9 protein-coding genes are annotated in these 12,196 nt (G+C 62.6%); 5 read left to right on the forward strand and 4 right to left on the reverse strand.

Annotation, left to right across the window (positions count from 1 at the left end; all coding sequences use genetic code 11):
* Position 1: 1 nt before the first annotated feature.
* Positions 2–1,339 carry an MATE family efflux transporter gene (locus tag PVV54_RS23105; RefSeq protein WP_274907449.1) on the forward strand — a complete coding sequence of 446 codons (1,338 nt, stop codon included), beginning with the start codon at positions 2–4 and terminating at the stop codon, positions 1,337–1,339.
* 332 nt (positions 1,340–1,671) lie between these two features.
* Here the strand turns inward: PVV54_RS23105 and speA are convergent, their stop codons facing one another.
* The 4 genes from speA to PVV54_RS23125 form a co-directional block, all read right to left on the reverse strand.
* Positions 1,672–3,585, reverse strand: a complete 1,914-nt coding sequence (speA, locus tag PVV54_RS23110; RefSeq protein WP_274907450.1) for an arginine decarboxylase — start codon at positions 3,583–3,585, stop codon at positions 1,672–1,674.
* 152 nt (positions 3,586–3,737) lie between these two features.
* Positions 3,738–4,109: a translation initiation factor Sui1 gene (locus PVV54_RS23115; RefSeq protein ID WP_133970151.1), complete on the reverse strand. Its 372-nt coding sequence runs from the start codon at positions 4,107–4,109 to the stop codon at positions 3,738–3,740.
* 293 nt (positions 4,110–4,402) lie between these two features.
* The gene (locus PVV54_RS23120; protein ID WP_274907451.1) at positions 4,403–4,939 is read right to left on the reverse strand and encodes an NUDIX hydrolase; all 537 of its coding nucleotides are present in this window, start codon (positions 4,937–4,939) and stop codon (positions 4,403–4,405) included.
* A 2-nt stretch (positions 4,940–4,941) separates the two neighbouring features.
* Positions 4,942–6,009: a DUF2333 family protein gene (locus PVV54_RS23125; protein WP_274907452.1), complete on the reverse strand. Its 1,068-nt coding sequence runs from the start codon at positions 6,007–6,009 to the stop codon at positions 4,942–4,944.
* A 248-nt stretch (positions 6,010–6,257) separates the two neighbouring features.
* On the opposite strand from PVV54_RS23125, the gene PVV54_RS23130 reads away from it, so the two are divergent.
* From PVV54_RS23130 to aroQ, 4 genes are all read left to right on the forward strand, one after another.
* A complete protein-coding gene (locus PVV54_RS23130; protein ID WP_274907453.1) occupies positions 6,258–7,637 on the forward strand; it encodes a diguanylate cyclase in 1,380 nt (459 codons plus the stop codon).
* Between the two features lie 235 nt (positions 7,638–7,872).
* Positions 7,873–9,720 carry a methyl-accepting chemotaxis protein gene (locus PVV54_RS23135; RefSeq protein WP_446731478.1) on the forward strand — a complete coding sequence of 616 codons (1,848 nt, stop codon included), beginning with the start codon at positions 7,873–7,875 and terminating at the stop codon, positions 9,718–9,720.
* 78 nt (positions 9,721–9,798) lie between these two features.
* Positions 9,799–11,565, forward strand: coding sequence for a protein-disulfide reductase DsbD (locus PVV54_RS23140; protein ID WP_274907455.1), 1,767 nt, complete (start codon positions 9,799–9,801; stop codon positions 11,563–11,565).
* A 176-nt stretch (positions 11,566–11,741) separates the two neighbouring features.
* A complete protein-coding gene (aroQ, locus tag PVV54_RS23145) occupies positions 11,742–12,194 on the forward strand; it encodes a type II 3-dehydroquinate dehydratase (protein ID WP_274907456.1) in 453 nt (150 codons plus the stop codon).
* The last annotated feature ends 2 nt before the right edge of the window (positions 12,195–12,196 follow it).

Consider the following 12,196-nt stretch of genomic DNA (forward strand, 5'->3'; position numbering starts at 1 on the left):
AATGTCCCAACTCGCCACCGACTGGCACCACCGCCCTACACACCTCAAGGTCTGGGCACTTGCCGCACCGATGATCCTGTCCAACATTTCGGTCCCGCTGGTGGCGTTGGTCGACAGCACGGTCATTGGCCACCTGCCCCATGCCCATCAATTGGGCGCAGTGGCCGTGGGTGCCACGCTGTTCACCTTCATGGTCGGGTTGCTGGGCTTTTTGCGCATGGGCTCCACCGGCTTCGCTGCCCAGGCCGCGGGACGCTCCGATGGGGCGGCCTTGCGCCAGGTGTTGGCGCAAGGCTTGATGCTGGCACTGGGCCTCGGCTTGTTGATCGGCTTGCTGGCCTTGCCCTTGAGCCAGCTGGCACTGCATGCAATGCAACCGAGCGAGGCGTTACAGCAATCGACCGAAGCGTTCTTCCACACTCGCTTGCTCGGGCTGCCGGCGGCGCTGGCCAGCTATGCGCTGGTCGGTTGGTTCCTCGGCACGCAGAACGCCCGTGCGCCGCTGACCATCCTGCTGACCACCAACCTGCTGAACATTGTACTCAACCTGTGGTTCGTGCTTGGCCTGGACTGGGGTGTGCAGGGTTCGGCGCGGGCATCGGTGATTGCCGAGTGGACAGCGGCTTTGATGGGCCTGGCCCTCACCCGCCCTGCCCTGCGCGCATACCCTGGCGAGATTGCCTGGGCAGCGTTGAAACGCTGGCAGGCGTGGCGCCCCTTGCTGGCGGTCAACCGCGATATCTTCCTGCGCAGCCTGGCGCTGCAACTGGTGTTCCTGCTCATCACCATTCAGGGTGCACGGTTGGGTGAAGCCACGGTGGCGGCCAACGCCCTGCTGCTCAACGGCCTGCTGCTGACCGCTTACGCGCTCGATGGGCTGGCCCATGCCGTGGAAGCCCTGTGCGGCCATGCGATTGGCGCGCGGGACCGCGACACCCTGCGCCGCTCGCTGGTGGTGGCGGGTGGTTGGTCGCTGATCACAAGCCTTGGGTTTGCGGGGTTGTTCTTGCTGGGCGGGCACCTGTTCATCGACCTGCAAACCGACATCGACAGCGTGCGGGCAGCGGCTTACCCCTACCTGCCGTATCTGGCACTGCTGCCGTTGATTGCGGTGTGGAGTTACTTGCTGGACGGGCTGTTCATCGGCGCCACCCGGGCGCGGGAGATGCGCAATGCGATGTTGGTGGCGGTGGTGATTGCGCTGCCGGTGGCGTTTGCCATGCGCGAGTTTGGGAACCATGGGTTGTGGGTGGCGTTTCTTGGATTCATGGCGTTGCGGGCGGTGACTTTGGCGTGGGTGGGGTGGCGGTTGGAGCGAACAAACCGCTGGAGCAGGTGAGGGCTTTGCCCTCATTTCCGACCGGTCCGGCGCCCCGGCAAGGCCGCTCCTACAAGGTCCTACGCATGCCAATCGATGCGGTGGATGGCAGCGGCTTTGCCGGTGTTCGCGGATAAATCCGCTCCTACAGGTTCAGTGGTTACCTCAAGGCATGCGCAATTCCTGTGGGAGCGGCCTTGTGTCGCGAAAGGGCTGCGAAGCGGCCCCGGCAGTATCGGCTGCGAAGCTGCAATCGATGGGGGCGCTACGCACCCCTTTCCGACCGGTCCGGCGCCCCGGCAAGGCCGCTCCCACAAAAAAGCGCTTCAACTTCTGCGGGAGCGGCCCGGCGATCAGGACGACAGATACGAAGACCGGGTCAACCCCAACCGCAGCGCATCCAGGAACTGCGTACGCTCACGCGCGCTGATCTTGGCGCTGGCCACTTTGTCGCGGTAGTGGGTCATCAACTCCTCCGGCGACAGGTGCACGTAGCGCAGCATGTCTTCGATGGTGTCGTGGGTCTCTATACCGGCGTGGTATACGCTGCCGTCGGCGTTCTGATAGATGTTCACCGAGTCGGTGTCACCGAACAGGTTGTGCATGTCACCGAGAATTTCCTGGTAGGCACCGACCAGGAACACGCCCAACAGGTAGTCTTCGCCCACCTTCACCGCATGCACCGGCATGCTGGTTTCGATGCTCTGCTCGTCGACGTACTGGTTGATCTTGCCGTCGGAGTCGCAGGTCAGGTCCTGCAACACCGCGCGGCGCATCGGCTCTTCGTCCAGGCGGTGCAGCGGGATGATCGGCAGCACCTGGCCAATGGCCCAGGTGTCGGGCAGGCTCTGGAACACCGAGAAGTTGCAGATGTACTTGTCGGCCAGCTTGTCGTTCAGTTCGTCCAGCACTTGGCGGTGCGAGCGCTGGCGCGCCTTGAGCGAATTGTGCAGGCGGCGGCAAACCGCGAAGTAGCACTGCTCGGCCAGGGCCTTCTCGCTCAGGCTGAGTTTGCCGTCGGCGTACTGGGCAGCCACGTCGCCCATATAGTGGGTGGCGCGCCAGTAGGTTTCGGTGACCATTTCGATGTCGGTCGGGCCCAACAGGTCGGCCAGCCATTGCACGGTTTCAGGCAGGCTTTCCTTGTTCTCGATCACCGGCACTTCGTCGTTGTGGCTTTCGACGTCGGTTACCTGAATCACCAGCATGGCGTGGTGCGCAGTCAGCGAACGGCCGCTTTCCGAGAAGATGTGCGGGTGCGGCAAGCCCTGCGCGTCGCAGAACTCTTTGAGCATCCCCACCACCACCCCGGCGTAGTCGTCCATGTCGTAGTTGATCGAGCTGGCATTGCGCGAGTGGGTACCGTCGTAGTCCACGCCCAGGCCACCGCCCACATCGATATGGTCGACCGGCAGGCCCAGCGCACGCAGCTCGCCGTAATAGCGGATGGCTTCCTTGAAGCCGTGCTGGTAGTCAGCCAGGTTGGCGATCTGCGAGCCCATATGGAAGTGCAGCAGGCGAATGCCCTGATCCAGGCCGGCATCGCGGAAGCGCTGCACCACCGAAATCAGCTGGGCAGCCGACAGGCCGAACTTGGACTTCTCGCCACCCGTGTCTGCCCATTTGCTGGAGGCCAGCGACGACAGGCGCACGCGCAGGCCGACCTGCGGTTTCACCTTGAGTTCAGCGGCCTCTTCGATCACCAGCGCCACTTCGGACTCTTTCTCGATGACGATGAACACGTTGTGGCCAAGTTTCTGGCCCATCAGCGCCAGGCGGATGAACTCGCGGTCCTTGTAACCGTTGCAGACGATGGTGCCGCCTTTTGGCGCCAACGCCAGCACCGCCAGCAGTTCAGGCTTGGAGCCTGCTTCCAGGCCGATGGAGACGTTCTGCGTGGCGATGATGTTCTCTACCACCGCTTCTTGCTGGTTAACCTTGATCGGGTACAGCGCGGTGTACTGGCTCTGGTATTCCAGGCGCGCGATGTTGGCATCGAAGGCACCGGTCAGTTGGCGAACGCGGTCCTGCAGGATATCCGGGAAGCGCACCAGCAGCGGCAGCGAAAGGCCGCTCTGGCGAAGCTCCTGAACCTGCTCGAACAGGTCGATCGGGGCGCTGGCCGGGCCATTGGGGCGCACTTCGACGCGCCCGGCTTCATTGATGGCGAAATAACCAGCGCCCCAATGGCGGATGCCATAAACACTGCGGCTGTCGGCCACGGTCCATTGGCTACCATCGTCTTTGCGTGTGCGTCGTACGGACATTCAAGTCCCCCATGAATAAGTCGAAGACACTGCCCCGGCAACAGGCGGGCGCAGTGTAAAAGCTGAAAATGACGATTCGTCCGTGCCCAGGGGTAGACCCTGGCTACGCAGACGAGTTTAGAAAGCGCTGGGCAAAAAATCGCGCGGCCGCATCACCCGCCGGATTTTTTCGCCTTGAAACCTTGCTTGGTCAGCTCACCGATCAGCAGTTCGACGTGGTCGCCCTGGATTTCGATGACGCCATCCTTCAATGCACCACCGGTACCGCAACGGCGCTTGAGGGTGGTGGCCAGTTCCTTGAGCTGGTCGAGCGGCAGGGGCACGCCGGTAACCGTGGTCACGGTTTTACCGCCGCGGCCTTTGCTTTCACGGCGCACACGGGCAATGCCATCGCCTTCGGGGATGACCTGTTGCTTGCAGGTGCAGGCATCCACCGGCTGGCCACAGTCGGGGCAGTGCCGACCGGCATCGGTGGAGTAAACGAGACCGCCAAGGGCGGCGAAGGAAGAAGCTTTCTTGGCCACTTTTGTTCCTCGGTGCTGAGGACAAAAACTGGTCGGCGGGAGCCGACCGCGAAGCCCCACTCTGGCAGGGGCGGCGCTAACTGCCGCAAAACGCTGCGGCAGCCCGAAAAGGGCGCGCAGTTTAACGATAAATCAGGCAAATGCTAAGTACTGGATTGCGGCATTTTGCGAATGATTTGCGACTCTGGGGCCGCTTTGCAGTCCTTTCGCGACACAAGGCCGCTCCAACATAGGTACGCAATCGCCTGTGGGAGCGGCCTTGTGTCGCGAAAGGGCCGCAACGCGGCCCCAAATCACGTCACGCTGGCCTTGTAACGCTGCAAAGCCGCCAGCGAATCCGGGCAGTACGGTTTTTCGAGGCTTTCCGCCTCGGCCTGCTCAACCGGAACGAACCGCGCCTCGATCACCTCTTCCGGCTGCAACCGCAACGGCGCATCCGACACTGCCGAATACACCGCGCACCACAACCGGTTGTCCGGCTGGTCGAAGTAGAAGCGCTCATGGAAGCGCAGCTCAACGCCATCGATCCCCAGCTCTTCTGCCAACTCCCGTGCGGCCGACTCGGCATAGCCCTCGCCTGCCGTCACCATGCCACCGGCTGCCACATCCCAATACCCGGGGTACAACGCCTTGCTCAAGGTGCGCCGGTGCACACAAAGATCACCCGCCGAGTTGAACAGCAAAATGAAAGTGCAACGGCCAATCAAGCCGCGTTCACGCAGTTCGGCCCTGGGCAGAGCGCCCAACACTTGGTCGGCTTCATCTACCCAGGTGACCAGTTCTCGGTCGGAAGCCGCCCGGTGGGCGGCCTCATCGGGGCCAATGGCCATGGTCAGCCCTGCGACAGCAGCTGGCGCAGGTCGATCACTGCGGCGTTGGCACGGGAGATGTAGTTGGCCATCACCAGCGAGTGGTTGGCCCACATGCCAAAGCCGCTGCCGTTCAGAACCATCGGGCTCCACAGGGCTTCCTGCGAGGCTTCCAGCTCACGAATGATCTGGCGCACGCTGACGGTGGCATTCTTCTTCGCCAGTACGTCGGCAAAGTCCACCTCGATGGCGCGCAGCAAGTGCGACAGCGCCCAGGCCTGGCCGCGGGCCTCGTAGAACACGTTGTCGATCTGCAGCCACGGGGTTTCCACCACTTCCTCATCAACCTGCGGCGCCTGGCCGGCAACCACCGACTCGGTCTTCAGATTGGTGTTCAGCTTCACCCGGCCCACGCTGGCCGACAAGCGTTGCGACAACGAACCCAAACGGGTGGCCACATCGCCCAGCCAGTTATTCAGGTTATCTGCACGGGTGTAAAAGATCGCGCCCTTGTCACCGGCAGCCAGGCGAGTCTGGTAGCGGCTCAGCGACTTGATACCCTCTTCGAATTCCGACTCGCTCGATGGCAGGATCCAGCTCTTGTTATCGAAGTTGAAGCGTGGCTCGGCCTTCGCCAGATCGGCGTCCTCGGTGGACTGCGACTGGGAACGGGCGAAGTCCTTGCGCAGAGCGCGAGACAGGTCACGCACCTGCACCAGTACGCCGTATTCCCAGCTCGGCATGTTGTCCATCCACAAGCCTGGCGGGAAGCGGTCGTTGGAGATGTAGCCACCCGGCTTGTTCAACAACGTGCCGGCAACGGTCTTGAGGGTTTCAATGGTGGTGTAGCCCACGACCATCTGCTGGCCACCGCGCTCGGCCGCCGCCTGTGCATTCTGCTGCACGGGGAACAGGTCAGGCTCCTGGCTCCAGTACCAGCCCAGGCCGATGCACACCAACAGGTACAACCCGATCAGGGTCCCCAGGGCACGGCTCCACAGGCCGTCAAGGTAGCTGCGCGCGGCGGCGCCGCGGCTATCGACACGCTCACGGGGCTCGGCTTTGGCCTCGCGGTTTTTCCAGTCCAGCATGGCTTTGTCCTTAATCAGTCACGACGGTTCAGGGGCTTGGACCACAGGCCAGCGCCAGGGTGCCACGGCAAGCCCGCGTGGCTGCACTATAAAGCAGACACCGCCATACGCATAAGCGACCAATGAGTCAGTAACTGAATAATCATCCTTAACCCTTTGTTGATAAGGCGCACTCGCCAGGGGAAAAAGACCTGCTAGCATAGAGCCATCATCGCACCTGAAACTCCAACCATTAAAGTAGTCAGGCCATGAGCGAAGCAGTCGAGCCGAGTCAAGGATGCCGCCAACAGGAGCACGACCGCCTGTTGCATCGCTTTGTGCGCACAGGCTTGCGCAAGGATGACCCGCCCGACCTGGCCAGCCTGCCGCCAATGCGCAAGCCGGTGTACATCCTGCTTGAGGACCATGATCGCGCCGAGCGCTTGGCACAACAGCTGGCGTTTTTTGGCGTTAACGTGCAAGCGCTACCCAGCGCGGACACGTTCAAGGCATCGATGGCGGAATACTTGCCTTCGGCGATTGTCATGGATGTCGACTTCACGGGGCCGGGGGCCGGCCTGACTTTGGCGGCGCAGGCCCAGCAAGGCCTGCAAAACACCATACCGCTGCTCTTCTTTAGCGGTCACGAACCCGATACGCCTACCCGCCTTGATGCCGTTCGCGCTGGCGGGCAAGGCTTTCTGACCGGCACGCTGGAGCCCTCCAGCCTGCTGGAAAAACTCGAGCTGATGACCAGCGCCATCCCGCAAGAGCCACTGCGCGTATTGATTGTGGACGACTCGCGGGCCCAGGCCCTGCACACCGAACGCGTACTCAACAGTGCAGGCATGCTAACCCGTAGCCTGACCGAGCCCATCCGCGCCATGGCCGAGCTTGCCGACTTCCAGCCCGACCTGATCATCCTCGACTTGTACATGCCAGGCTGCACCGGCCCGGAGTTGGCCAAAGTCATCCGCCACAATGACCGCTATGTCAGCGTGCCAATCATTTACCTGTCCGCCGAGGACGACCTGGACAAACAGCTCGACGCCATGAGCGAGGCCGGTGACGATTTCCTTACCAAGCCGTTTCGCTCGCGCCACCTGATCACTACCGTGCGCAACCGCGCCGCCCGCGCAAGGCACCTCAAGGCGCGCATGGTCCGTGACAGCCTGACCGGCCTTTATAATCACACCCACATCCTGCAACTGCTTGAGGACTGCAGCTTCCGCGCCCGACGAGCAGAGCAGCCGTTGAGCTTTGCCATGCTCGACATCGATCACTTCAAGAAGATCAACGACCGCCATGGCCACCCCATGGGCGACCGGGTGATCAAGAGCCTGGCGCTGTTTCTCAAGCAGCGCTTGCGCAAGACTGACTTCATCGGCCGCTACGGCGGTGAAGAGTTCGCCATCGTGATGCCCAACACCACGCTGGAAGCCGCGCATAAGGTGCTGGACGAAATCCGGCGTCGCTTTGCCGAAATCCTCTACCCCGCGCAGCCGCGAGACTTGCAGTGCACGTTCAGTGCAGGGGTAGTACAGATGGATGAAGCGCTGGATGCGTTGACCATGGCCAGTGCAGCGGATGAGGCGCTCTATCGCGCCAAGCATGCCGGGCGTAACTGTGTGGTGCGGGTCGAGCCCTGAAAGATAGCGGCACTGTGCCACTTTTTTTGTACGCCAGCCCGTTGTCGTCATCACCCGGTCACAGAACCGCAATAACTTCAGGCGCCTACCTCTCCACTCCCCCCGCAGGAAGTTCGCGGCTATGCGCCTGAAGTGGCTGACCAATTTCAACACCTTGTTGCTGGTGACTGTCTGTATTGCCCTGGGTGCGACCCTGTGGTGGTCGCAGCGTGCCCTGGAGCGGCCTTATCAACTGATGGAGCGCTACCTGGGCCTGTCTCAACAGTTTCAGAGCGAATCCGCCCGCAATATCCAGGCGTACTTGGCCAGTGGTGACGCCCTGCGCCACGCGGCGGCGGTAGAGGCCAACACGCGGTTGCAAGGCTCGCTGGCTGCCTGGCCCAATGACCTGGCCGGCAAATTGCGCCCAAGCCTCGATACCCTTCAGGCATTCACTGCCAACGAGCTGTTGGCCGCCGGCAAGTTGGCCGGTGACCCTCAAGCCTTGCTGCTGCAAGCCGAGCGGGAACTGGGTGCCAATTTCGAGCAACTGGCTGGTTATGCTCGCGACAGCGACAGCAGCGAGGCCAACCGCTATTTGTCGCCATTGCTTGATGCCACCGTGCACCTTGGCCGCCTGTCGCTGGCCCGCGACAAACTGGTCAGCAGCGGGCGCGCCGAACTGGCCGACGAAGTAGAGCGCGAGCTGCAGTTCATCCGTACTCAGGCGCAAATCATCGATGGCCTGCCACTGCTGGGCGTCACCCGCGCCGCCGAGTCCAACGCCGATGACTTCGCAGCCCTCATGGGCCTGGAAACCCAGGCCAGCGGCCAGGATGAAGATGTCGCGGTCGGTTTGAAGCGTGAGCTGCAAAGCCTGCTGGGGCGCTACCCCGCCGAACTGCAACGCACCCGCGAGCAGATCGAGCGCCGAGCCGCTCTCGCTGCCAGCACCAACGAACGCCTGGATGCCGTGCAGCAGGCAATCGCTGGCCTTGAGCCGCAAGTGCGAAGCCAGCACGCCCTTATTGCCGGTGAAGTGCGCATCATCCAAGGGCTGATGATTGGCCTGATCCTGCTTATTGCCCTGCTCATCGACACCTTGCAACGCCGTTTGACGCGTACCCTGACCAGCCTCGCCCCGGCCCTGTCACGCTGGGCTGAAGGCGACTTTGCCGCGCCCATCAATCTGGGTAAGACCAATCGCGAACTGCGTGACATCCAGGAATCACTCAACCGCCTGCGCCACTACCTGGTAGAGCTGGTCGGCACCATCCGGCACAACGCCGAGCAGGTTGCAGGCAGCAGCCACGCCCTGGCAGGCATGAGCGCCGCGCTGCATGACGGCGCTGAACGCCAAGCCGGTGACACGGGGCAGATCCGCGATGCCCTGGGCGAGTTGGAAGCGACCATCCAGCAGGTGGCGGGCGATGCCAGCTCTGCCGCCGATGCCAGCCGCGATGCGGGCCGCGCCGTGGAACAGGGCCAGGCGGTGATTGGCCAGAGCCTTTCCGGGCTACGTGCCTTGGTCGATGAGGTGCAAGGCAATGCCCGCATGATCGAACAACTGGCCGAAGAGTCGGCCACCATCGGCGGCGTGCTTACCGTTATCCGCTCGATTGCCGAACAAACCAATCTGCTGGCCTTGAATGCCGCCATCGAAGCAGCCCGTGCGGGCGAAATGGGCCGTGGTTTTGCGGTGGTTGCCGACGAAGTGCGCTCGTTGGCCCAACGAACAACCGGCGCAACCGGCGAAATCCAGGCCCTGATCGATCGCCTGCAGCAAGCGGCCCGCGAATCGGTGGCCGGCATGCGCACCCAGCTCGAACATGCCGAGGCCACTGCCAGCCAGGCCCAGGCGGCGGATGGGGCGCTGGATGAGATCGTCTCGGCAATCCGTACGATTTCCGACACGGCAGTGCGCATCGCCAATGTCACAGCACAGCAAACCGGGGCAGTGAGCGAAATTCGCGACCACAGCGCGCGGATTCATGAACTGGGTGAAGACAACCTGCAGCGTATTGGTGAGGGACGTGAGCAAGGGGAGCAGTTGCTGAGCCTGGGTGGAGAGCTGAATCGGGCGGTGCGGGCATTCCGGGTGTGAGGCCCACCGAGACGTCGGGCCGCCGCAACGGGCCCAACTCCGTTATCATGCCGCTACGTTTTGCCTCGCGAGTCCGCCATGCGCCGCCTGTTTTTCCTGCTATTCCTGTTGCTGGCCAGCCCGGCCTTCGCCACGGGCCTGCTCGACAACCGCCCCAGCGCCACTCTCGGTGCAGCCCCCCTGGCCAACAATGCCGACTTCCTGCCGGTACACGAAGCGTTCAAACTCAGCCTGGTTCACGCCGATGAGCAAACCATCAAGCTGCGCTTCGTCGCCACCGACGGCTATTACCTGTACCGCCACCGCTTCCAGTTCCGGACAGAACCTGCTGACATCGCGCTGGGCACACCCAACATTCCCAAAGGTGAAGCCAAACACGACGAATTCTTCGGCGATGTCGAGGTGTATCACGGCGTACTCGACATCGAGGTACCGCGTACCGACACCCGAGCCTTTACCCTGCTGGTGGGCTATCAAGGCTGTGCCGACAAAGGGCTGTGCTACCCACCCGAAACCGCGCGCCTGAGCGTCGAGGGTGATGGCGTCGTGACAACGGCCAGCACAGTGCACGGCTGGAACTGGAAATCTCTGGCGCTGTTCTTTCTTGCCGGTATCGGCCTGACCTTCACCCCCTGCGTGCTGCCCATGCTGCCGATCCTTTCCGGCGTGGTGCTGCGCGGCCAGGTCGGCGGCCTGCGCGGCCTGGCACTTTCGATGGCCTACGTGCTACCCATGGCGGCCAGCTTCGCCGTGCTGGGGGCACTGATGGGCCTGTTTGGTGCCGGGCTCAACCTGCAGGCACGCCTGCAATCGGCTTGGGTGCTGGTGCCCTTTGCCTTGTTCTTCGTATTGTTTGCCCTGGCCATGTTCGGCCTGTTCGAACTAAAGCTGCCACGAGCGCTGAGCAACCGCCTGGACCGTGTCGCCAATCGCACCAAAGGCGGCTCGTTACTAGGTGCAGCGGTGCTGGGCGTGCTGTCGAGTTTGCTGGTATCTCCCTGCGTGTCTGCGCCGTTGGCCGGAGCCCTGTTGTACATCAGTGCCAGCGGCGATGCCTTGGGCGGAGCGCTCAAGCTGTTCGCCCTGGGCTTGGGCATGGGCGCACCGTTACTGCTGATAGCCACCGGTGGCGCCGCCTGGCTACCCAAAAGCGGGCCGTGGCTTAACACTGTGAAGAATGCCATCGGCGTGCTGTTGCTGGGGTTGGCGATCGGCCTGCTCAGCCGTGTGCTGCCGGGGCCGGTGACCTTGCTGCTGGTCGGCTTTTTGGCAGCGGGTGTGGCATTGTTCCTCGGCGCCCTGGAGTTTGTAGTCAAAACCCCACGCCAGCGCCTGGCACAACTGCTCGGCCTCGCGCTTCTGGTATACGCCCTGGCGTGTTGGTACGGTGCCTTGTCCGGCCAAGGTGACCCGCTGCGCCCTCTGCCTGCGCACAACACTGCCGCCACCGGCGCTGCGGCCACGCCAGCCAGCGCCTGGCAAACCATCACCACGCCTGCCGCGCTGGACGCCGCACTGGCAGAGGCCAAGGCCGCTGGCCAGCCTGTGTTGCTCGACTGGTACGCCGACTGGTGCATCAGCTGCAAGGTGATCGAACACGAAGTGCTCAACGCACCACAGGTGCAGCCTCAACTGAGTGGTTTCAAATTGTTGCGTTTCGACATCACCGACAGCAACGCTGAACAGCGTACCCTGCTCGACCGCTACCAGCTGTTCGGCCCTCCTGCGCTGCTGTTCTTTGCCACGAACGGCAGCGAACTGACTACCGATCGGGTGGTTGGCGAGATAAACGCCGTCGAATTTGCGAATAATCTGACGCGCGTGCGCGGCAAAGTCGGTCTATAACTTCTCCGGGCGGTAATTTTTCCGCCTCAGTGACCAGACTTAATCATCTGGTCACATACTTTGCGCGAACCTCGGTCAACGTGCTGGCTATTGCCGGGAACTGGACACTCGCCGTCGCTTTGCGGCACACTCGCCGCGCTGTGTCGAATTGCCCTACAAATCCAAGGAACTCGCAGATGGCAACCCTACTGGTGCTTCACGGCCCCAACCTGAACCTGCTCGGTACACGCGAACCGGGCCACTATGGCGCCGTGACCCTGGCTCAGATCAACCAGGACCTGGAGCAGCGCGCCCGCGCCGCTGGCCACCATCTGCAGTACCTGCAGAGCAATGCCGAGTATGAGCTGATCGACCGTATTCACGCCGCACGCAACGAGGGTGTGGACTTCATCCTGATCAATCCGGCTGCTTTCACGCACACCAGCGTCGCATTACGTGACGCATTGCTTGCGGTGAGCATCCCATTCATCGAAGTGCATTTGTCCAACGTGCACAAACGCGAACCGTTCCGTCACCACTCCTACTTCTCCGATGTAGCCGTAGGGGTGATCTGCGGCCTGGGCGCCAGTGGTTATCGCCACGCCCTGGACTCCGCGCTGGAACACCTGGCTGCCAACGCACAGCCCTGATG

Source organism: Pseudomonas sp. PSKL.D1, from assembly GCF_028898945.1.
GTDB lineage: Bacteria > Pseudomonadota > Gammaproteobacteria > Pseudomonadales > Pseudomonadaceae > Aquipseudomonas.

Coding starts and splice junctions, on each gene's coding strand:
- PVV54_RS23135 (WP_446731478.1), top strand. CDS start 7,873: ATGGAGCGCTACCTGGGCCTGTCTCAACAGTTTCAGAGCGAATCCGCC.
- PVV54_RS23140 (WP_274907455.1), top strand. CDS start 9,799: ATGCGCCGCCTGTTTTTCCTGCTATTCCTGTTGCTGGCCAGCCCGGCC.
- speA (WP_274907450.1), bottom strand. CDS start 3,585: ATGTCCGTACGACGCACACGCAAAGACGATGGTAGCCAATGGACCGTG.
- aroQ (WP_274907456.1), top strand. CDS start 11,742: ATGGCAACCCTACTGGTGCTTCACGGCCCCAACCTGAACCTGCTCGGT.
- PVV54_RS23120 (WP_274907451.1), bottom strand. CDS start 4,939: ATGGCCATTGGCCCCGATGAGGCCGCCCACCGGGCGGCTTCCGACCGA.
- PVV54_RS23105 (WP_274907449.1), top strand. CDS start 2: ATGTCCCAACTCGCCACCGACTGGCACCACCGCCCTACACACCTCAAG.
- PVV54_RS23130 (WP_274907453.1), top strand. CDS start 6,258: ATGAGCGAAGCAGTCGAGCCGAGTCAAGGATGCCGCCAACAGGAGCAC.
- PVV54_RS23125 (WP_274907452.1), bottom strand. CDS start 6,009: ATGCTGGACTGGAAAAACCGCGAGGCCAAAGCCGAGCCCCGTGAGCGT.